Below are 21,791 nucleotides of genomic sequence, written 5' to 3'. Positions count from 1 at the left end.
CAGCTCCGCGGGGTTAATTAATGATGAGGTTTGCTGGACAGCATATCCAGCGCCTGCAAATAGAGGTCGGAAAGTATTTCATTACTTTCCGTTTGCAGGCGATGCTGGATTTCCGTAATCATCCGCTCATTATTTATCGTTCTGTGCTGCTTAATGAGCGTATTTTCAATATTCTTCATCAGGGCCGAATTGAAGACAAACTCTGCTGGAATGGTATTTTTAATATGCATAGCTCGAACTCTCCCACGTATAACGCAAACTGACAATAAAAGTCGCTACGTACCATTGGTACGCGCTAAGTCACGAACAGGAAATGCAAAACCAGGAACCACCGCCTGACTTGCCGCGCCACCGTTAAACATCCCCGCTTCGTTGCGCAACAAGCAGTTAACACTCCAAAACTATAGACGGTGATTCTGCTATGTACAACTTTTTTCAGGACTATATGTACAACGGAACGACTTATTTTTGTATTTTGTATTAATTGATTGATTTTAAAGAATTTTGTTGTTTGCATTACTTGTACATAAAATCCGGTTTGTGCAAGATACCTTTGTAAAACTGGCGGGAAGAGGCTGACGATAATGAGAAGGTGATGTTTTGACCGGCGTGCTGGATGAAATAGCGCCGACGCAGGAAGGGGTACACAGCAACTCTGTCGTCGACAGGTGGCTTTCTTCCGCGTCGGACGCTAATCATAACGAAAAGCAGGTGAGGTTTTGTCTTTTTTTTGCACAATTAGGTAAAGGGAAACACATCGGTCATTTCGTTGTCGGTTTGCTCAGTTTGTTGGCGGATAAGGGGTGTGCTACGCTTTTTAATACCGATGTGGCGGTTCGGCATCGTTATCTTTCCCCCATTTCCCTCTCGGGCTTTTCCCCTTGTCCCGACGGATAAATATGGCAGAAGCTATCTGTCCATGGACAGGCCTTGAAGACTGAGGAGGGAAAATGCGCGGTAGAACCGTAATGCTCCTTGCCGGGTTAGCGACTCTCGCGCAGGCGAAAGAGATTAACCTCTATTCGATGAATACCGGTTCCTATGTTTACCATTTGACCAATAACCATGGGCAATATACTGAGAATTTCGAAAACCACTTTTTCTCAGTGGAACGTAAATTCTCAGAAGACTCGAAATACAGTCTGCTGATTGGCACTATGAATAATAGCTTCGACGATCGCTGCCTGGCGCTGGGCGTGAGAAGAGACTGGTACCACAACGGCAGCGGATGGACCTTCAAAGGCGTTTACGGCTATACCGGCGAATTCTTCTTCGACGCCTTCGAGCATTGCGGCGATCATGGCTCCTATAAAGATTTTAAGGATGCCACCGGGATCGGCTTTTCACCCTATATTTACCATGCTATCCAGTACAACTTTACCGACTATTTCGCTCTTGAGAGTGGCATCATTATTCCCAGCGTGTTTGTGATCAGCATTCAGTGGAGCTTCCGCTAAATCGCCGCGTTGTCGGTTACAGGGTTATCACCTTCTTGAGCAGCGTACTGGAGAGCGCGGCAAGGGAAATGAGCACCGACAGGACAAACGTTAGCGCAATCACTCCCAGCTTGGTGGCTAACGAGTGTATAGGGATCAGCATCACCAGCAGGTGAAAAACGGAGTAGTGCAGAATATAGACCCCGGTCATCGCTTTGCTAACCGTCGCCAGTACCGCCTCCTTCAGTTCGCGGTTCTTTTTAAACTGCACGGCGTTAGCGGCGATCACCAGCAGGACGATCAGAATATAAATCTGCGACCCCGTCAGAATGAACGCATTGCGATCGGCTTTAAACAGCGCGAAGAAAAAGTGGCGCTCATAAAACCAGGTAAATAAATAGACAAAGGGCAGGGCGATAATCGACCCTTTAATGACCCGCGGGTCGCGTATCCACTCCGTGACTCGCGGATCGTTAAACAACTGCCCGGTTAAATAAAAAAGTAGCCATGTCCACAGACGATACTGCGGCGCCAGGCTGAAAAGATGTCTTTCCGGATAGAGCACTGAGAGCAGGTCGTAACCATAAGAGCAGCACAGCAGCGTCAGGACCACGGTGAAAAACAGGCCGCGCCGCTGACTGAGCCAGGCAATCAGGGGATGGAAGGTATAGATGACGATCAGGGCGAAAATAAACCAGGGCTGGATCAGGTAGCCGCGCTGATAAGGCTCCCAGACATAATAGACCGTCATCCAAAACAGAAAGACGATCACCACGCTTTTAATTTTGCCAATTTGCCAGTTGGCGTCGTGGCGCGTCTGCGCGTCAAGATAGCCGGCTACCACAAAAAACAGCGGCGTGGCGATGGTCGAGACGAAGGTCAGCAGCCCGAGGATCCAGTGATAGTCATAATCAAAGCGATCCCAGGTGTTATAGATGGTGAAAAAAGTCACCGCTGTCATACAGCCGAGTGTCTTAATAATGCTCAGACCGGTACTGTTCATCGTTGAGGCGTCATATCCTTATGGTGAAAGCAGGCGTAAATCACCGGCAGAACCAGCAGCGTCAGCACGGTGGCGAAGGCCAGACCGAACATAATCACCACCGCCATACTCTGGAAAAAAACATCGCGCAGCAGCGGGGCAAGGCCAAGCACGGTGGTGAAGGCGGTCAGCAGGATTGGCCGCAGACGGGATGTTGCCGCATCAATGATCGCTTGTCGTTGATCTTTCTCTTGTTTTTGTTGCTCTATCTCTTCCACCAGCACAATGCCGTTGCGGATCAGCATGCCGCTGAGGCTGAGAAGGCCGATTAAGGCCATAAAGCCGAAGGGAATGCCGGTCAGCAAAAAGCCGGGCGTGACGCCGATCAGCGCCAGCGGCACGGTCAGCCAGATGGCGACGGCGTTTTTTAGCGAACTGAACATCAGCACCGTAATGATAAACATCACCAGATAGCCAAGCGGTAGGGTCGTGAACAGCCCTTGCTGCGCCTCACTGGAATTCTCCGCATCGCCGCCCCATTCGATACGGTAGCCATGCGGCAGCGTCAATGCGTCAATGCGTGGTTTCACCCGGGCGAGAATATCACCCGAGGTTTGGCCGCTTGGCGGACTGGGGTCGGTCTGGACCGTCAGCACCCGGGTGCGATCCCGGCGGAGAATCAATGGATCTTCCCACTCCAGTGAGAAGCCATGGATGACGTTACTCAACGGGATATACTGCTGGCGGCTCTGGCTCCAGACCAGCACGTTATTCAGGTGGTTGGCATCCTGTCGCTCCGTTGCCGGCGGCCGGACGATCACCGGCAGCAGATCGGCGCCCTCGCGATATAACCCGGCGCGACTGCCGGAGAAATTCATCTCCAGCGCATGATCAATGTCCTGTTTATCCACCCCCAGCTCGCGCCCCAGCGCCGGGGAGTACTGTGGGCGGATCACCTTGCTGCGGTTCTGCCAGTCGTTACGCACGCTGTCGGTGGCCGGATCTTCGGCGAGAATATCGCTCACCTGACTGGCCAGCGCGCGCAGCGTATCCGGGTCAGGGCCCTTAATGCGCACCTCAATTGCGCTATCCCCGGAGGGGCCGAACATAATGCGTTTAGTGCTGGCGTTCACCTGCGGGTAGTTTCTGGCGATCCAGGCTTCCACGTGGCGGGTGACGGGGGCGATGCCGCGCTGGTCGTCCATCCGCACCATAATTTGCGCGTAGTTGCTGTACTGCCGCTGGCCGCTGTAGGTAAGAATAAAACGCATACTGCCCTGGCCAATGGTGGCGACGGTGGTGACTACCCCCGGCTGGCCGGCGATCGACCGCTCAATATCGCGGGTCATCTGCTCGGTGGCGTTAATATCGGTACCGTAGGGGAGCCACAGGTCGACAAAGAAAATGGGCGTATTCGATGACGGAAAGAAATTCTGCCGAACGAAGGTGAAGCCCCAGATAGCCGCGGCCAGCAGGGCGCCCATCAGCACCAGGGTCACGGTCTTTTGCTGCAGCAGTATTCGCAGCGTCTGCTGATAGCCGCGATAAAAGCGGCCGCGGTATGGATCGGCTTTTTCCGCCGACGCGGCGGCCGACGGGGCGTGCTTAAACAACCACCACTTAATGAGTACCGGCGTGATGGTCAGGGCGGAGAACCAGCTTAGCATCAGCGAGATCAGCAGTACCTGGAACAGGGATTTGCAATACTCCCCGGTGGAGTCCTGCGAGAGGCCAATCGGCGCGAAGGCGAGGATGGCGATGATCGTGGCGCCGAGCAGCGGCAGGGCGGAGCGGCGGATCACATAGTTAATGGCGCCCAGCAGCGGCGAACCTTGCTGGCGGGCGATCAGCACCCCTTCGACAATAACGATGGCATTGTCCACCAGCATACTCAGGGCGATGATCAGCGCCCCGAGGGAGATCCGCTGTAACTCTATCCCCCAGATATACATGATAAGCAGGGTGCCGAGAACGTTGAGCGCCAGCGACAGGGCGATAATGATCCCGCTGCGCACCCCCATGAACACCAACAGCACGCCGACCACGATCGCCAGGGCCATCAGGAAGTTGGTAATAAAGCCATTGACCGAGTGGGCGACCTCTGCCGCTTGATCGTAAAAAATGGCGATGTCGATCCCCGCCGGTTTGTCGGCGGCCATCTGCTGGAGGCGGGCTTCAAGGGCGTGCCCGACGTCAATGACGTTGACGCCAGGAATAAAAGAGACCCCCATGGTCACCGCCTGGCGGCCGTTGGCATGATAGATACTGGACGGCGAGTCGGTCAGCCCGCGCGACAGTGTGGCAATATCCCGCAGTCGGGTGGTGGCGCTGGCGCCGTGAGGGCTGACCAGCAGATCCCCCAGCTCATCGATGCTCTGAAACTCCCCGGTGGGGTGAAGGCGGATCGATTCGCTGCCAACGCGGATCTCTCCGGCGCTGGACACCACGTTGAGCCGGGTCAGGATAGCGGCGAGCTGGTTGAGCGTGATCCCGCGCGCCGCCATCTTCGCCAGCGAGATATCAACATTGATCTGTTGCGGAATGACGCCGCCGATAGCGACTTTACCGACCCCAGGAACCAGCACCAGCTCCCGACGCAGCTGTTCGGCATAGCGCACCAGTTCGGGGTTGGTAAAACTGTCGCCCGAGATGGCGAAGAAAAAGCCAAACACATCGCCAAAGTCGTCATTGACGAAAGGGGTCACGACGCCAGGCGGGAAAAGTCGGCTGGCGTCACCGACGCGGCGACGTAGCTCATCCCAGATTTGCGGCAGCTCGCTGGAATGGTACTGCGAAGCGATATTCACCGTAATTTGCGATAAGCCATTTGAGGAGATGGAGCTGACGTTATCCAGTGAGGGAAGCTGCTGAATCGCATTTTCCAGCGGCAGGGTCACCTCCTCCTCCACCTGCTGAGCGGACGCGCCAGGGTAGTGGGTGACGATCACCGCCGTTTTAATGGTGAAGGCAGGATCTTCCAGACGGCCGATATTGAGCAGGGCGAACAGCCCCCCCACCCCCAGCAGCAGAATGGCTAACCAGACGCGGGTCGGGTTATTAATAAACTGACGGGAAATGTCCATTTATAATCCTCGTTCACGCGTCCAGATCCGCACCGGCTGCCCGGCATGCAGCTCGCTCACGCCCGCCGCGACCACCTGCTCACCCGCGTGGAGACCGTCGGTGATGGTCACTCCCTGCGAGGTCACCTCGCCGACGGTGACTTTGCGCTCTTCAAGAAACCGATGCGCATTGTCGCCTTTCACCACCCAGACGATGGGTTCATTCTTCGGCCGGTTATCCGGGTTAAACACCGCCTCCACTGGCACCACGAGGGTTTCCCTTCCGGCGCTGGCCGGTAAATTGCCGAGGTTGACCGTCACGGTGCCGCTAACCCCGCCGACGGTGGGAAAATCATCCGGCCGCGGCATGGTTAAAATGATCTGCCAGGTGAGGGTGCTGTTATCGCTGCTGCCGGTATGCTCTTTGTATTCCGCCGTAAATTCGCGGCCCGGCAGGGTATTGATCCTGACGACGGGACGGTAGGCGGTATTACGGATATCCAGGGAGGTGAACAGATTTTCGGGAATGCTGAAGACTACATCCAGCAGGTCGGTCCGCGTCAGGGTGATCACCGGCTGGCCGGCGGCGACCACCTGATGGTTGCGGATATGCACGCCGGCGGCAATCCCGCCGAAGGGCGCGGTGAGGCTCATTTGCGCCAGCTCTTCACGGGCGATTTTTAAGGCCGCGTTGGCGGCATCGCGATTGGCGCGCTGCACGTCCATTTCCGCCTGGGAGATGGCCTGACGTCCCGCCAGGGTCTGGAAGCGGTCGAACTGACGCTGGGCGAGGGTGGCCGCCGTTTGTCGCTCATTGACCCGCTGTTGGGCCTCGCGGGCATTCAGGCGCGCCAGCGTTTGTCCCTGGGCGACGGTCGCCCCCTGGCGAATATCCAGCGATTCCACCTGGCCCCCCCGCTTAAACGACAGCTCGGTGGAGTCGCCAGACTCGATACGTGCCGGAAACGTTCGCTGCTGGGTATTGCCCACGGCGGTCACCTGCGCCACCTTGACCATGCGCGGGGCGGACTCGACGGACGGCGATTTCTGATCGCAAGCGGTTGCCAATAAAATAACAACCGGGATGAGAGAAAAATAACGGTTCACAGTATTCCCCTCAGATTCAGGATTTATTTTACATTTTTATTACGCGGCGCACGCTTATTCGGCGAGGGCGGCGACAACCAGATAGGTGAATAGTCCCACCAGCGTGCAGGCGACAATGGCCAACGCGACAAAGAATCCCAGACGTAACAGGCTATAACCAAACATGATTTTCTCCCTTAACACCCACCCGAACCGCAAATGTCATTTAATTCGGCCCTCGCTGTGACCACTGGACATTCGGAGCGGCACTCCTGCTTGTAATCAGCATAGTCGGAGAAAAGGTGAAGTGTTAAAAAAGTGAATACCCCGAGCGTTGGCGACATCGTTGGGGAAAGGGCAGGAGATTCGCAGGTGATAAGAGCTTTTTATAATATTTTTCAGTCTATTAATCCGTCATTTTCTAATGTTAATTTTCCTGTGCTACGTTTAATAACATCTATTCCGCTCGCCGCTTCTGTTGTTGAGATTTCGTTCCTCCCCAAGTATAGGGTTATTCATCACTACGCATTGTATTGGTAATAAAAGGATTATCTCATGTATAAAAATATCGTTGTTCCCGTTGACGTTTTTGATGCAGGCCTGGCCGACAAAGCGCTCTCTCATGCAAAATTCCTTGCCCAACATTCTGCCGGGCAAATTCATCTTGTCCATGTCATTCCGGCATTCTCTCCGGTGTTAACGCGTGGATTTATCTCTGATGCCCGAAAGATGGAAGACCATTTGATTACTACCGCTAAGGAAAAACTGACCGAGCTGGTTAAAAAAAATGGCCTGGCGGAAGACGCCAGCCATCTTTATGTGCGCAGTGGCAATGTTCGCGATCAAGTGATCGCCCTGGCCGATGAGCTAAAAGCGGACGTAGTGATTGTCGGTTCACGCAATCCGGGGATCCAGACTCACCTGCTGGGCTCGGAAGCGGCCAATATCGTGCGCTATGCCCATGTACCGGTTTTCGTTGTGCGCTGATGACGGCGGGATGTCGTCCTGACTTCCGCTTCATAAATCGAGGGAGAGAGTATGAATACAGATAAACCGGGGGCGCCCTACTATCAGCGCTCCGTCGAGGAGACGCTCGCCAGCGTGCAGAGTTCGCCGGACGGGATTAGCGGAACAGAGGCGGCCACGCGCCTGCAGCAGTATGGCGAAAACGCCCTGCCGCAGAAGCCGGGTAAACCCGCCTGGCTGCGTTTTATTGTGCATTTTAACGATGTGCTGATCTACGTCCTGCTGGCGGCGGCGCTGCTCAAGGCGGTAATGGGCCACTGGATCGACATGTCAGTGATCCTCGCGGTGGCGGTGGTCAATGCGCTGATCGGCTTCATTCAGGAGAGTAATGCGGAAAAATCGCTGCAGAGTATCCGTAATATGCTCTCCAGCGAGGCGGTGGTGATCCGCCAGGGCAACCATGAAACCATCCCCACCACCTCGCTGGTGCCCGGCGATATCGTGGTGATCCGCGCCGGCGACCGAATCCCCGCCGATTTACGGGTGATTGAGGCGCACAACCTGCGGGTGGAAGAGGCAATCCTCACCGGCGAGTCGACGGTGGTGGAAAAAACCACCGAGCCGCTAAGCGGTGATTTGCCGCTCGGCGATCGCAGCAACCTGGTGTTTTCCGGGACCACCGTCAGCTCAGGGGCGGGGAAAGGGATCGTGGTGGCCACCGGCGGCGATACCGAGCTGGGCCACATCAACCAGATGATGGCGGGCATTGAGAAACATCGCACGCCGCTGCTGGTGCAGATGGATAAGCTGGGCAAAGCCATTTTTATCCTCATTCTGGTGATGATGGCGGCGCTGTTCGTCTTTAGCCTGCTGTTCCGCGATATGCCGGTCTCCGAACTGATGCTGTCGTTAATTAGCCTCGCGGTGGCGTCGGTCCCGGAAGGGTTGCCGGCGATTATCTCGATTATTCTGTCGCTTGGCGTGCAGGCGATGGCCCGTCAGAAAGCGATTATCCGCAAGCTGCCGACGGTGGAAACCCTCGGTGCGATGACCGTTATCTGCTCGGATAAAACCGGGACCCTGACCATGAACGAAATGACGGTGAAGGCGGTGATCACCGCGGACAGCGTCTATCGGGTGGAAGGGGACAGCTATGAGCCGGTCGGTAAAATCCATGCCATCGACGACCCGACGCCGATCGCCGTGGCGCCAGGATCGCTTCTTGAGCGCTATCTGCGCACTATCGATCTGTGTAACGACAGCCAGCTTATCAAAGAGGAAGGCGGGCTGTGGAAAATTACCGGCGGCCCCACCGAGGGGGCATTGAAGGTGCTGGCGGCGAAGATAACCCTGCCGCCGCAGCCCAGCGAGCTGCGTAGTAAAATTCCTTTTGATTCGCAATATAAATACATGTCGACGCTTTACCGGCTGGGCGAAGAGGAGGTGGTGCTGGTCACCGGCGCGCCTGACGTTCTGTTCCGCCTGTGCCAGTATCAGCAGAGCGACAACGGACTGCAGCCGCTGGATCTCCCGTACTGGGAAAGCAAAATTGAAGAGTACGCCCGGGAGGGGCTGCGCATGGTGGCCGCGGCCTGGAAGCCAGCTGCCGCAGGCCAGACCGAGCTGACCCATCAGGATCTGCAGCAGGGGGTCATTTTATTAGGGGTTGCCGGGATGATGGATCCGCCACGTCCGGAAGCGATCACGGCGATTGCCGACTGCCTGCAGGCCGGGATCCGCGTGAAGATGATCACCGGCGACCATCCGCAAACGGCGATGAGCATCGGCAAAATGTTGGGGATTGGCAATGCGGGTAACGCCATCACCGGGCGCGAGCTGGAGGTGATGGACGACGCGCAGCTGAGCGTCGCCGCGCAGCAGTTCGATATCTTCGCCCGCACCAGCCCGGAAGATAAGTTCCGTCTGGTGCAGGCTCTGCAGAGCAAGAAAGAGATTGTCGGCATGACCGGAGACGGGGTGAACGATGCCCCGGCGCTGAAGCAGGCTGACGTCGGCGTGGCGATGGGGATCAAGGGAACCGAAGTCACCAAGGAAGCCGCCGATATGGTGTTGACCGACGACAACTTCGCCACCATCGCCAGCGCGGTCCGCGAGGGGCGCCGGGTGTATGACAATCTCAAGAAAACCATTCTTTTTGTCATGCCGACCAACCTTGCGCAGGGTTTACTGATCGTGATCGCGCTGCTGGCAGGCAACGTGCTGCCGCTGACGCCGGTGCTGATCCTGTGGATGAACATGGCCACCTCCGCCACGCTGTCGTTTGGTCTGGCGTTTGAAGCCGGTGAGAAAAATATTATGCGGCGGCCGCCGCGCGACCCGAAAATTCACGTCATGGACGGGTTTGCCATCTGGCGCGTGGCGTTTGTGGGGTCGATGATTGCGGTCAGCGCCTTTATTCTCGAAGCCTGGCTGCAGCCGCGCGGCTATTCGCCGGAGTTTATCCGTACCGTGCTGTTGCAGACCCTGGTCACCGCCCAGTGGTTCTATATGCTGAACTGCCGCGTGTCGGATGGTTTCTCGTTAACCAAAGGTCTGCTGGCTAACAAGGGGATCTGGATCGTCAGCGGCGTGCTGCTGGTGCTGCAGCTGCTGATTATCTATGCGCCGTTTATGCAGATGCTGTTTGGCACCACCGGGCTGCCGTTCCGCTACTGGGTGATCACCTTTATCATCGGCTTCGCCATGTTCCTGATCGTGGAGCTGGAAAAACCGCTGACCCGCAAATGGCGAACCGCCTGAGGGCGTGAAGCGCTGAACGAAAAAGGAAAGAGGGGGCATCGCCCCCTCTTTTATTATGCTTCACGCTTGTTGCGCTTTACTGTTTCGGCTCGGCGACCACGCTGCTTCCCACGCCGCGGTTGTTATATTCCCACATGCGGTTGAAGCTGTTGTCGTTGAGGTTGCGCTGCAGATTGCCTTTGTCATCCGCGCTGCCGGTGTTGCCGCTGAACGGACGGCCGGAGCCTACCGCTGCCGCCCACGGCTGGGCGATATTAAAGCCTTCGTTGATGGCGCTGTCGCGGATCACGACCTGACCGTTGCTGTTACCGTCAACATCCAGCGCGCGGCCGAGCTGCGCGACGTTATCCCCGGAGGCGGTGAAGCGGCTGTTAGTCGCCAGGAAGCCGTAGGTCACGCTCTTCAGGGTGGCCGGCGCGAAGACATAGGCTTCTTTCTGAGTACGGGAGTTCACCACGCGGAAGTCGGTGTTATCAAACACCACGGCGCCACGGCCAGAAACGATATCCACGTCGCCTTCAATATAGCTGTTGGTTACCAGGGTGCGAGTCTGGCGGTTGTCCTGCAGACGGTTCTGCACACCGCTGTTGGTCACGAAGAAGGTGTTCTGGCGGCCAAGAATGTTCACCTTATCGATCTGCACCTGGTCGCCATCGCTGCGCAGGGCAACGGCCTGGTGGATACCGGCATCGACGCTGTCGCCAAGGTTGTTGGCGATGGTCAGGTTCTGCAGCTGCAGGCCGTTATTCTGCGACCAGAAGACCGCGGAGCACATCACGCCGACGGTGGCGGTGGATTTGCTCTGGCAGCTGTCGAACATATACCACGCCGGTTTGCCCGGCATGTATTTACCACCCGGATTGACCAGACGACGCCAGGTGTTGCGATCCATTTCAGAATCAATGGCTTCGCTGATTTTTACGTCAATCGGTTTATCGCCGGTACCATACAGAGTCAGGGCGCCCGGCGCCGCCGGAACGTAGACGGTGCCCGGGTATTCGCCCGGCATGATGGCGATAAACAGGCGACGGTTAGAGTGGCGGGCAATTGCCGCATCCACCGCTGCCTGGACGGTGGTATGGGTCACGCCCTGGGTTCCCGCCGGGCCGACGATAAAGTCAGGCTGCGCCGGCAGGCTGATGGCGGACGGCGTCCAGGCCGCGGCATTGGGGTTCAGCGACTGGAAATAGGCCGCCGGGGTAAAGTTTTTTGCTTCATCGGCGTTCAGAATGGGACGCGCGGTGGTGCCCGGTGCAGTCTGCGTTGAGGGCTGTTGATCGGCAGGCGTCGAGCTACAGGCGGACAGCGTCACGCCGAAGGCCAGCGCCAGCGCCAGACGGGAAACGGAATATGTGTTCATGTTGCTCCGGGCAAAATTAAGCGTAGTGAAATACCCCGGCTGAGACGCCAGGCTATAAGTCCTTTAAAACCTGCTGTTTTATACTAACTTGAACGAAACGGGAAGATGTGGGCTGAAAAACTTACCTTCTTTACGCAATGAACGCTTTCCCGGGACGGTCCCTAGTCACAAATAAATAACATTTAGTCGCGCTTTTGTTGACATTCCCGGCGTTATGAAAATAAATGTCTATACAACCCATGACAAGTTAAGCGCTATGACTGAAGCTACCTCCGAATTCGTTATCTGGCGAAACGCCCGTCTCGCCACCTTGAACCCCGACCACGCTCAACCATACGGTCTGCTGGAGCGCCACGCGCTGCTGGTCCGCGACGGTCGCATTGCGGCGATCGTCGCCGAAGATGACCTTCCCAGCGGGCGCAGGATCGATCTCGAAGGCCGGCTGGTCACGCCGGGATTAATCGACTGCCACACCCATCTCGTCTTCGGCGGCAGCCGGGCCCAGGAGTGGGAGCAGCGTCTGAACGGCGTCTCCTATCAGACCATCAGCGCCAGCGGCGGGGGGATTAATGCCACCGTGCGCGCCACCCGCGACAGCAGCGAAGCCGAGCTGCTGGCGCTGGCCCAGCCGCGTCTGGCCCGCCTGCTGCGTGAAGGGGTGACCACTCTGGAGATCAAATCCGGCTACGGTCTCGATCTGCAAAACGAGCGCAAAATGCTGCGGGTCGCCCGCCAGCTGGCCGACGACAATGGCGTCGAGCTTTCGGCGACGCTGCTCTCTGCCCACGCCACGCCGCCGGAATATCAAGGCGACGCCGACGGCTATATTACGCTGGTCTGCGAGACGATCCTGCCGACGCTGTGGCGGGAGGGGCTGTTTGAAAGCGTCGACGTCTTCTGCGAAAACGTCGGTTTCAGCCCGCAGCAAACCGAGCGGGTGTTTCAGGCGGCGCAGGCGCTAGGCATTCCGGTTAAAGGTCACGTTGAGCAGCTCTCCTCGCTGGGCGGCGCGCAGCTGGTGAGCCGTTATCACGGACTGTCCGCCGACCATATCGAATATCTGACGGAAGAGGGGGTGGCGGCGATGCGCGAGAGCGGCACCGTGGCGGCCCTGCTGCCCGGCGCGTTCTACTTCCTCAATGAAACCCGCAAACCGCCGGTGGAACTGTTGCGCAAGTACCAGGTGCCGATGGCGGTGGCGACGGATTTCAACCCCGGCACCAGCCCCTTCGCCAGCCTGCATCTGGCGATGAACATGGCCTGCGTCAAATTTGGCCTGACGCCGGAAGAGGCGTGGGCCGGCGTGACGCGCCATGCCGCGCGGGCGCTGGGGCGGCAGAACAGCCACGGCCAGCTGGCGGCGGGCTTTGTGGCGAACTTTGCCATCTGGGATGCTGAGCATCCGGTCGAGATGGTGTATGAGCCGGGGCGCAGTCCGCTCTGGCAGCGTGTGGTACGAGGAGAACTGCAATGATGCTATGGCAAGCTACCCCCGCTAACCTTTGGCAAGGTCGCGACGACAGCGCGGAAGCGCCGAATGCGCTGCGTCTGTTCCAGACCATTCCCCGTGCCGAACGCTTCGCGCCGCAGGAGATGCCCGGCGATATCGCGCTGCTCGGCTTCGCCTGTGACGAAGGCGTCCGGCGCAACAAAGGGCGTACCGGAGCAGCTGACGGCCCGGCGACCCTACGCCGGGCGCTGGCCAATATGGCCAGCCATCAGGGCCACGACCGCTGCGTGGATATGGGCACGATTAGCGTCGATGGCGACCAGCTGGAAGCCGCGCATCAGGCGCTGCGCGAGGCGGTGACCGCCTGCCAGCGCGCCGGCAAACGCACGCTGGTACTGGGCGGCGGCCACGAGACCGCCTTCGGTCACGGCGCCGGGATACTGGATGCCTTCCCCGGCGAAAAAGTGGGCATTATTAACCTCGATGCGCATCTGGATCTGCGCTTTGCCGAGTGCGCCAGCTCCGGGACGCCGTTCCGCCAGCTGGCGCTGGAGTGTGAGGCGCAGCAGCGCGGTTTTCACTATACCTGCATCGGGGTCAGTCGGGCGGCCAACACCCAGGCGCTCTGGGAGGAAGCGGCGCGGCGCGAGGTGGCTATTGTGGAGGATCTACAGGTATTAGAGGCCTTCGAAACCCGGGTGCAGGCGGAGCTTGAGCGCAATATCGCGCAATTCGACCGTCTGTATCTGACTATCGATCTCGACGTGCTGCCGGCGCGCGAAATGCCGGCGGTATCCGCGCCGGCGGCGCTGGGCGTGCCGCTGGCGACCCTGCTGCGCATCGTAGAGCCGTTGTGCCGCAGCGGTAAGCTGCAGGCGGTGGATCTGGTGGAGTTCAACCCGCAGTTTGACATTGACGGTCAGGGCGCCCGCGCGGCGGCCCGTCTGGCATGGCAAATCGCCCATTGGTGGCAGTAGCCATTCCGGTATATTCTGGGTGTTTCGCCGCCCATTTTGCAAAAGGAAAGCCAGGCTATGTTTTCACAGCAACCCCGTTCCGCGCCCGCGCCTTTTTATGAGAAGGTGAAGCAGGCTATCGGTGAAAAAATTCACAGCGGCGTCTGGCGACCGCATGACCGTATCCCTTCGGAAGCGGAGCTGGTGGCCCAGTTCGGCTTCAGCCGGATGACCATCAACCGCGCGCTGCGCGAGCTAACGGATGAAGGCCTGCTGGTCAGGTTGCAAGGGGTGGGGACCTTTGTCGCCGAGCCGAAAGGGCAGTCGGCGCTGTTTGAGGTGCGCAGCATTGCCGAAGAAATTCTTGCCCGTCACCATCAGCACCGCTGCGAGGTGCTGCTGCTGGAGGAGACCCGGGCGGATCATATTCAGGCGACGGCGCTCAGCGTAGCGGAAGGCACCCGCATCTTTCACTCGCTGATGGTGCATTACGAAAACGAGGTGCCGGTACAAATCGAAGATCGCTGCGTCAATGCCGCGGTGGTGCCGAACTATCTCCAGCAGGATTATACCGCCACCACGCCCCATGATTATCTGTCGCTGATCGCCCCGTTAACCGAAGGTGAACATATTGTTGAAGCGGTGCAGGCCACAGCGGAAGAGTGCGCGCTGCTGCATATTCACGCCCACGATCCCTGCCTGCTGATCCGTCGCCGCACCTGGTCGACAACCCATATCGTTTCCCACGCGCGCCTGCTGTTCCCCGGCAGCCGTTATCGTCTGCAGGGCCGCTTTGGCTCCTGATCCACACTGGCGTCAGCAAAACGTGATTGCTGACGCAATATAACAAAATTGTATCATTTCTGTTAAATCCTGGCTTGCGCATGCTTGTATAGACAAGTATATGTATCTACGTAAACAACGTTCATTGTCAGGAGAAACCCCGATGTCGCAAAGCAAATATCGCCAGCTGGACGTCCGTGCGCCAAGAGGCACGACGCTGACCGCGAAGAGCTGGTTGACCGAAGCCCCGCTGCGTATGTTAATGAATAACCTCGATCCCGATGTCGCCGAAAACCCGCACGAGCTGGTGGTCTATGGCGGTATTGGTCGCGCAGCGCGCAACTGGGAATGCTATGACGCTATCGTGAAGGCGCTGAAGAACCTGGAAAGCGACGAAACCCTGCTGGTCCAGTCCGGCAAGCCGGTGGGCGTTTTCAAAACCCATGAAAACTCGCCGCGCGTGCTGATCGCTAACTCCAACCTGGTCCCGCACTGGGCGACCTGGGAACACTTCAACGAGCTGGATGCCAAAGGGCTGGCGATGTACGGCCAGATGACCGCTGGCAGCTGGATCTACATTGGCAGCCAGGGCATCGTGCAGGGCACCTACGAAACCTTCGTCGAAGCCGGTCGTCAGCACTATCAGGGCAGCCTGAAAGGCCGCTGGGTGCTAACCGCCGGGCTGGGCGGCATGGGCGGCGCGCAGCCGCTGGCCGCGACGCTGGCCGGGGCCTGCTCGCTGAACATTGAATGCCAGCAGAGCCGCATCGATTTCCGTCTGCGCACCCGCTATGTGGACGAACAAGCTACTTCTCTGGATGACGCCCTGGCGCGCATCAAGAAATACACTGCCGAAGGTCGCGCTATCTCCATCGCCCTGTGCGGCAACGCCGCGGAGATCGTGCCGGAGCTGGTGAAACGCGGCGTGCGCCCGGATATGGTCACCGACCAGACCAGCGCCCACGACCCGCTGCACGGCTATCTGCCGAAAGGCTGGAGCTGGGAAGAGTATCAGCAGAAAGCCGAATCCGATCCGCAGGGCACCATTCTGGCGGCGAAACGCTCGATGGCCGACCACGTGCAGGCGATGCTGGCCTTCCATGAGATGGGGGTCCCGACCTTTGACTACGGTAACAACATTCGCCAGATGGCTCAGGAAGTGGGCGTCAGCAACGCCTTTGATTTCCCGGGCTTCGTGCCGGCCTATATCCGCCCGCTGTTCTGTCGGGGTATCGGACCGTTCCGCTGGGTAGCGCTCTCCGGCGATCCGCAGGATATCTACAAAACCGACGCCAAAGTGAAAGAGATCATTAAGGATGATAAGCATCTGCACCACTGGCTGGATATGGCGCGCGAGCGCATCAGCTTCCAGGGGCTGCCGGCGCGTATCTGCTGGGTCGGTCTGGAATGGCGGCAGAAGCTGGGCCTGGCGTTTAACGAAATGGTGCGCAGCGGCGAAGTCTCCGCGCCGATCGTCATTGGCCGCGATCACCTTGACTCCGGCTCCGTCGCCAGCCCAAACCGCGAAACCGAAGCGATGCGCGACGGCTCTGACGCGGTCTCCGACTGGCCGCTGCTCAACGCCCTGCTCAACACCGCCAGCGGCGCGACCTGGGTGTCGCTGCACCACGGCGGCGGGGTAGGCATGGGCTTCTCGCAACACTCCGGGATGGTTATCGTCTGCGATGGCACCGATGAAGCGGCGGCGCGTATCGCCCGCGTCCTGCACAACGACCCGGCCACCGGTGTGATGCGTCATGCCGACGCGGGGTACGAGATTGCCATTGAATGCGCAGCAGAACAGGGTCTCAATCTTCCGATGGTCGCGGCAACGCAGGGGAACGCGAAATGAAATCTTTAACTCTGATCCCGGGTCAACTCAGCCTGTCGCAGCTCCGCGACATCTACAGCCACCCGGTGAATATTACCCTCGACAGCGGCGCGTTTGCCGCCATTGACGAGAGCGTGGCCTGCGTCAACGCCATCCTTGCCGAAGGGCGGACCGCCTACGGCATTAACACTGGTTTTGGCCTGCTGGCGCAGACCCGGATCTCGACGGAAGATCTGGAGAACCTGCAGCGTTCGCTGGTGCTGTCCCATGCGGCGGGCGTTGGCGAGCCGCTGGACGATGACCTGGCGCGCCTGATTATGGTGCTGAAGATTAATAGCCTGTCCCGCGGTTTCTCCGGGATCCGCCTGAGCGTGATCCAGGCGCTGATTGGCCTGGTGAATGCCAGCGTGACGCCGTGGATCCCGGCGAAAGGTTCCGTCGGCGCCTCCGGCGACCTCGCGCCGCTGGCGCATATGTCGCTGACCCTGCTTGGCGAAGGCAAAGCGCGGGTACGCGGCGGCGAATGGCTGCCGGCTACCGAAGCGCTGCGTCAGGTTGGGCTGGAGCCGATTACCCTGGCGGCGAAAGAGGGGCTGGCGCTACTCAACGGCACCCAGGCCTCGACCGCTTTTGCCCTGCGCGGTTTGTTCGAAGCCGAAGATCTGTTCGCCTCCGCGGTCGTTTGCGGGGCGTTAACCACCGAAGCGGCGCTGGGCTCTCGTCGTCCGTTCGATGCGCGTATTCATGAGGTACGCGGCCAGCGCGGGCAGATTGATGCGGCGGCGCTGTATCGCCATCTGCTGACCGACGATAGCGCGATCTCGCAGTCGCACCATAACTGCAGCAAGGTGCAGGACCCGTACTCCCTGCGCTGTCAGCCGCAGGTGATGGGCGCCTGCCTGACCCAGATCCGCCAGGCGGCGGAAGTGCTGCTGGCCGAAGCCAACGCGGTCTCTGATAACCCGCTGGTCTTTGCCGCTGAAAATGACGTCATCTCCGGCGGTAACTTCCACGCCGAGCCGGTGGCGATGGCCGCGGATAATATCGCGCTGGCGATCGCCGAAATCGGCTCGCTCTCCGAGCGCCGCATCGCGCTGATGATGGACAGCCATATGTCGCAGCTGCCGCCGTTCCTCGTGAAAAATGGCGGGGTGAACTCCGGGTTTATGATTGCCCAGGTCACGGCGGCGGCGCTGGCCAGTGAAAACAAAGCGCTGTCGCACCCGCACAGCGTCGACAGCTTGCCGACCTCCGCCAACCAGGAAGACCACGTCTCGATGGCGCCGGCGGCCGGTCGCCGCCTGTGGGCGATGGCCGAGAACACCCGCGGCGTATTGGCCGTTGAGTGGCTGGCGGCGGTGCAGGGGCTGGATATGCGCGAAGGGCTGACCACCAGCCCACTGCTGGAAGAAGCGCGTCATCTGCTGCGCGAACGTGTCCCTCATTATACGCAGGATCGCTACTTCGCCCCGGATATCGATAATGCCATTGCGCTTCTGGCGGCCCGTCACCTGACGCGTCTGCTGCCTGCCGTACTGCCAGGCCTGCACTAATCACCGTTGTTCTCTGTACCCGCGTCGGGGGAAGTCATTCCCCCGACCGCCCTACATCGCATATTTGTCGTCATATAAAAAAACCAGGACACCTGTATATGCAACAACAACACAAGCCACATCTGCTGCGCGGGCTCAATGCCCGACACATTCGATTTATTGCGCTCGGCTCCGCTATCGGCACCGGGCTGTTCTACGGCTCGGCCTCCGCCATCAAGGCGGCGGGCCCGGCGGTGCTGCTGGCCTATCTGATTGGCGGCGCGGCGGTGTTTATCGTCATGCGCGCGCTGGGCGAGATGGCGGTGCGCAACCCGGTTTCCGGCTCCTTCGGCAGCTATGCCCGCCAGTATCTCGGGCCGCTGGCCGGGTTTATTACCGGCTGGACCTATACTTTTGAAATGGTGATCGTCGCCCTGGCCGACGTCACCGCCTTCGGCATCTATATGGGATTGTGGTATCCCGATGTCCCGCGCTGGATCTGGATCCTCAGCATCATCTTCTTTATCGGCGCCATGAACCTGTGCAACGTGCGGGTGTTCGGCGAGATGGAGTTCTGGCTGTCGCTGGTGAAGGTGGTGGCGATTATCGCCATGATGCTGGCGGGCGCCGGGATCATCTTCTTTGGCTTCGGCCATAGCTTCCCGGCTACCGGGCTGGAAAATCTGTGGAGCCACGGCGGCTTTGCTCCTAACGGCTGGCAGGGCGTTATCGCTTCGCTTGGCATCGTGATGTTCGCTTTCGGCGGGGTGGAGATTATCGGCGTCACCGCCGCGGAAGCGAAAGATCCGAAAAAGGTCATCCCGCAGGCCATCAATACCATTCCGCTGCGTATTATCCTGTTCTACGTCTGCACCCTGGCGGTGCTGATGGCGATTTTCCCGTGGAACAGCTTTGGCGAGCAGGGGAGTCCGTTTGTGCTGATTTTCGACGGTCTGGGGATACCGGCGGCGGCGACAATCCTTAACATCATCGTGATCAGCGCCAGCATTTCGGCAATTAACAGCGATATCTTCGGCGCCGGGCGCATGATGTACGGCATGTCGAAAGAGGGGCTGGCGCCGAAAAGCTTCCAGCGCATCGCCAGCAACGGCGTACCCTGGATGACGGTGGTGGTCATGGGCGGCGCGCTGCTGGCGGCGGTGGTGCTGAACTATCTGATCCCCGAGCAGGTCTTTGTGCTGATTGCTTCGCTGGCGGCATTCGCCACGGTGTGGGTGTGGTTGATGATTCTGCTGTCCCATTTCGCCATGCGCCGTAGTTTGTCTGCCGAAGAGCGCAGCCAGATTGCCTTCCCCGTCCCGTTCTGGCCAGTTGCGCCGCTGTTGACGCTGCTGTTTATGGGGCTGGTTATCGCGGTGCTGGGGATGTTTGCTGAGACGCGGATGGCGCTGATTGCCGGCCTGGTCTGGCTCGGGCTGCTGACGGTGGTGTGGTACGCGCGGGTGCGTAAAACGGCGCTGCAGGTAGCCACTGAACAGTAAGGCCAATTTCCCCGGTGGCGCTGCGCTTACCGGGGCTACAAATGGCACGGACCGTAGGCCGGGCAAGGCGTCAGCCGCCGCCCGGCATAAAAGCGGCTCCGTGCCCGCGGCAATCGCCCGGCGGCGCTGCGCTTGCGTGGGCCTGGGGGGATTGTAGGTCGGGTAAGCGCAGCGCCACCCGAAAAACAAATGGCGCCGCAAGTAGCCCGGATAAGGCGACAGCCGCTATCCGGGGGGAGATTAACTGAACAGGGCGGTGATGGAGGCGCTGGCGAGGGAATGGAAATGGACGTTAAAGCCGACCATTGCGCCGCTGGCCTCGGCATCCACTTCAATTTTTTCGACGTCCAGGGCGTGGACGGTAAAGATATAGCGGTGGGTTTCGCCCTTCGGCGGGGCTGCGCCGCCGTATCCCGCCTTGCCAAAATCGGTGCGGGTCTGAACGGCCTCTTCCGGCAGCTCCGCCTGACCGGAACCGGCCCCCTGGGGCAGGACGCGGGTATCCGCAGGCAGGTTAGCCACCACCCAGTGCCACCAGCCGGAGCCGGTCGGCGCATCCGGATCGTAGCAGGTCACCACAAAGCTTTTGGTTCCCGCGGGCACATCATCCCACATCAGATGCGGCGAAATATTGTCGCCATCGTAGCCCATGCCGTTGAAGACGTGACGATTAGGCAGCTTACCGCCGTCCTGGAGATCGTGACTGATCAGTTTCATGCTTCATCCTCATTGATAATGCGCTGATTAACCTGGAAGTGTAGCCTGCACCACGACGCAATTCCGCTATTTATTCGCTAAAAAATGTTTCGTCCTGCACCGCCAGGTTAACGGCGCGGGTCAGGCGGGACAGCTGGTCAGGCGCGATGATGTACGGCGGCATCAAATAGATCAGGCGGCCAAACGGGCGGATCCACACCCCCTGCTCGACGAAAAAGCGCTGCAGGGCAGCCATATTGACCGGGCGACGGCTTTCAACCACGCCAATAGCGCCCAGCACGCGGACATCGGCGACCAGGGCGGATCCCCGCGCCGGCGCCAGCTCGGCCAGCAGCTGGGCTTCAATCGCCGCCACCTGCCGCTGCCATTCGCCGCTCTCCAGCAGGCGCAGGCTTTCGCTGGCCACCGCGCAGGCCAGCGGGTTGCCCATAAAGGTCGGGCCGTGCATAAAGCAGCCAGCTTCACCGTTGCTGATGGTTTCCGCCACCTCGCGGGTGGTCAGCGCGGCGGAGAGGGTCATGGTGCCGCCGGTCAGCGCCTTGCCCAGACACAATATGTCGGCGGTAATCCCGGCGTGCTCGCAGGCGAACAGCTTGCCGGTGCGGCCAAAGCCGGTGGCAATCTCATCGGCGATCAGCAGTATCCCTTCCCGGTCGCACATTTTACGCACCCGCTTCAGCCACTCCGGATGGTACATCCGCATCCCGCCCGCGCCCTGTACGATCGGTTCGAGGATCACCGCGGCGATGTCGTGACGGTGCGCGGCCATCAGGCGGGCAAAGGGCACCATATCCATTTCATCCCACTCGCCGTCAAAGCGGCTCTGCGGCGCGGGGGCGAACAGGTTATCCGGCAGATAGCCCTGCCACAGGCTGTGCATCGAGTTCTGCGGATCGCAGACCGACATCGCGCCGAAGGTATCGCCGTGATAGCCATTGCGGAAGGTCAGGAAACGTCGACGCGGTTGGCTTTTCGCCTGCCAGTACTGCAGCGCCATTTTCATCGCCACCTCAACCGCCACCGAACCGGAATCAGCGAGGAAAACGCACTCTAGCGATTCCGGAGTCATTGCCACCAGCTGGCGGCACAGGGCCACCGCCGAGGGGTGAGTGATCCCGCCGAACATGACGTGCGACATCTGGTCGATTTGCGCTTTCATCGCCGCATTAAGACGCGGGTGATTGTAGCCGTGGATTGCCGCCCACCAGGAGGACATACCGTCAACCAACTGTTCGCCGCCGGCGAGGGACAGCTCGCAACCGTGGGCGGAAACCACCGGGTAGACCGGCAGGGGGGAAGTCATAGAGGTGTAGGGGTGCCAGATGTGGCGCCGATCGAAGGCGAGATCGTCCAGGGTCATAAGTGACT

Annotated in this window: 17 protein-coding genes; 10 read left to right on the top strand and 7 right to left on the bottom strand. The window is 59.2% G+C overall.

Annotated elements, in window-relative coordinates:
• Positions 1 to 17: 17 nt before the first annotated feature.
• A complete protein-coding gene (locus ACLEXF_RS11400) occupies positions 18 to 230 on the bottom strand; it encodes a biofilm development regulator YmgB/AriR family protein (RefSeq protein WP_004886058.1) in 213 nt (70 codons plus the stop codon).
• Between the two features lie 370 nt (positions 231 to 600).
• On the opposite strand from ACLEXF_RS11400, the gene ACLEXF_RS11395 reads away from it, so the two are divergent.
• Positions 601 to 897, top strand: coding sequence for a hypothetical protein (locus ACLEXF_RS11395; protein ID WP_162304088.1), 297 nt, complete (start codon positions 601 to 603; stop codon positions 895 to 897).
• Positions 898 to 950: 53 nt separating this feature from the next.
• Complete coding sequence (locus ACLEXF_RS11390; protein ID WP_004886059.1) at positions 951 to 1,457, top strand: hypothetical protein; 507 nt, start codon at positions 951 to 953, stop codon at positions 1,455 to 1,457.
• A gap of 16 nt (positions 1,458 to 1,473) precedes the next feature.
• On the opposite strand, the gene ACLEXF_RS11385 is transcribed toward ACLEXF_RS11390, so the two are convergent.
• The 3 genes from ACLEXF_RS11385 to ACLEXF_RS11375 are packed head-to-tail and all read right to left on the bottom strand — an operon-like array spanning position 1,474 to position 6,587.
• Positions 1,474 to 2,397: an acyltransferase gene (locus ACLEXF_RS11385; RefSeq protein ID WP_074186554.1), complete on the bottom strand. Its 924-nt coding sequence runs from the start codon at positions 2,395 to 2,397 to the stop codon at positions 1,474 to 1,476.
• Positions 2,398 to 2,435: 38 nt separating this feature from the next.
• Positions 2,436 to 5,501 carry an efflux RND transporter permease subunit gene (locus ACLEXF_RS11380; protein WP_049093526.1) on the bottom strand — a complete coding sequence of 1,022 codons (3,066 nt, stop codon included), beginning with the start codon at positions 5,499 to 5,501 and terminating at the stop codon, positions 2,436 to 2,438.
• Positions 5,502 to 6,587 (bottom strand): efflux RND transporter periplasmic adaptor subunit, encoded by a 1,086-nt coding sequence (locus ACLEXF_RS11375; RefSeq protein WP_094311247.1) that lies wholly within the window; start codon positions 6,585 to 6,587, stop codon positions 5,502 to 5,504. It abuts the gene before it with no gap.
• Between the two features lie 534 nt (positions 6,588 to 7,121).
• Between ACLEXF_RS11375 and ACLEXF_RS11370 the strand changes: the two genes are divergently transcribed.
• Together ACLEXF_RS11370 and ACLEXF_RS11365 are read left to right on the top strand one after the other, a co-directional pair.
• Complete coding sequence (locus tag ACLEXF_RS11370; RefSeq protein ID WP_004886076.1) at positions 7,122 to 7,553, top strand: universal stress protein; 432 nt, start codon at positions 7,122 to 7,124, stop codon at positions 7,551 to 7,553.
• Positions 7,554 to 7,604: 51 nt separating this feature from the next.
• Positions 7,605 to 10,292, top strand: coding sequence for a cation-transporting P-type ATPase (locus tag ACLEXF_RS11365; protein ID WP_049116087.1), 2,688 nt, complete (start codon positions 7,605 to 7,607; stop codon positions 10,290 to 10,292).
• Positions 10,293 to 10,368: 76 nt separating this feature from the next.
• Here ACLEXF_RS11365 and ACLEXF_RS11360 read toward each other — a convergent pair whose 3' ends face one another.
• On the bottom strand, positions 10,369 to 11,652 hold the full coding sequence (locus tag ACLEXF_RS11360; RefSeq protein WP_335894863.1) for a putative acyl-CoA thioester hydrolase: 1,284 nt from the start codon (positions 11,650 to 11,652) through the stop codon (positions 10,369 to 10,371).
• Positions 11,653 to 11,866: 214 nt separating this feature from the next.
• On the opposite strand from ACLEXF_RS11360, the gene hutI reads away from it, so the two are divergent.
• The 6 genes from hutI (at position 11,867) to ACLEXF_RS11330 (ending at position 19,706) form a co-directional block, all read left to right on the top strand.
• The gene (gene hutI, locus ACLEXF_RS11355; protein ID WP_072421935.1) at positions 11,867 to 13,126 is read left to right on the top strand and encodes an imidazolonepropionase; all 1,260 of its coding nucleotides are present in this window, start codon (positions 11,867 to 11,869) and stop codon (positions 13,124 to 13,126) included.
• Positions 13,123 to 14,079, top strand: coding sequence for a formimidoylglutamase (hutG, locus tag ACLEXF_RS11350; protein WP_048294407.1), 957 nt, complete (start codon positions 13,123 to 13,125; stop codon positions 14,077 to 14,079). The genes hutI and hutG overlap by 4 nt, the downstream gene beginning before the upstream one ends.
• 57 nt (positions 14,080 to 14,136) lie before the next feature.
• Positions 14,137 to 14,862 carry a histidine utilization repressor gene (locus ACLEXF_RS11345; RefSeq protein WP_017899626.1) on the top strand — a complete coding sequence of 242 codons (726 nt, stop codon included), beginning with the start codon at positions 14,137 to 14,139 and terminating at the stop codon, positions 14,860 to 14,862.
• 142 nt (positions 14,863 to 15,004) lie between these two features.
• Complete coding sequence (hutU, locus tag ACLEXF_RS11340) at positions 15,005 to 16,693, top strand: urocanate hydratase (protein WP_004886099.1); 1,689 nt, start codon at positions 15,005 to 15,007, stop codon at positions 16,691 to 16,693.
• Positions 16,690 to 18,225 carry a histidine ammonia-lyase gene (gene hutH / locus ACLEXF_RS11335; protein WP_136084606.1) on the top strand — a complete coding sequence of 512 codons (1,536 nt, stop codon included), beginning with the start codon at positions 16,690 to 16,692 and terminating at the stop codon, positions 18,223 to 18,225. Before hutU ends, hutH begins: the two co-directional genes overlap by 4 nt.
• A 98-nt stretch (positions 18,226 to 18,323) precedes the next feature.
• Positions 18,324 to 19,706, top strand: a complete 1,383-nt coding sequence (locus ACLEXF_RS11330; protein ID WP_004886104.1) for an amino acid permease — start codon at positions 18,324 to 18,326, stop codon at positions 19,704 to 19,706.
• Between the two features lie 240 nt (positions 19,707 to 19,946).
• Here the strand turns inward: ACLEXF_RS11330 and ACLEXF_RS11325 are convergent, their stop codons facing one another.
• A complete protein-coding gene (locus tag ACLEXF_RS11325) occupies positions 19,947 to 20,423 on the bottom strand; it encodes a kinase inhibitor (protein WP_002895575.1) in 477 nt (158 codons plus the stop codon).
• Between the two features lie 70 nt (positions 20,424 to 20,493).
• Positions 20,494 to 21,783 carry an adenosylmethionine--8-amino-7-oxononanoate transaminase gene (gene bioA / locus ACLEXF_RS11320; RefSeq protein WP_064189369.1) on the bottom strand — a complete coding sequence of 430 codons (1,290 nt, stop codon included), beginning with the start codon at positions 21,781 to 21,783 and terminating at the stop codon, positions 20,494 to 20,496.
• Positions 21,784 to 21,791 lie beyond the last annotated feature (8 nt).

It is taken from the genome of Klebsiella pneumoniae complex sp. WS1778, assembly GCF_049472055.1.
In the GTDB taxonomy this organism is placed as follows: Bacteria; Pseudomonadota; Gammaproteobacteria; order Enterobacterales; family Enterobacteriaceae; genus Klebsiella; species Klebsiella quasipneumoniae.
Note: the sequence above shows the minus strand (reverse complement) of the source record. Positions and strands in the feature narration are given on the sequence as shown.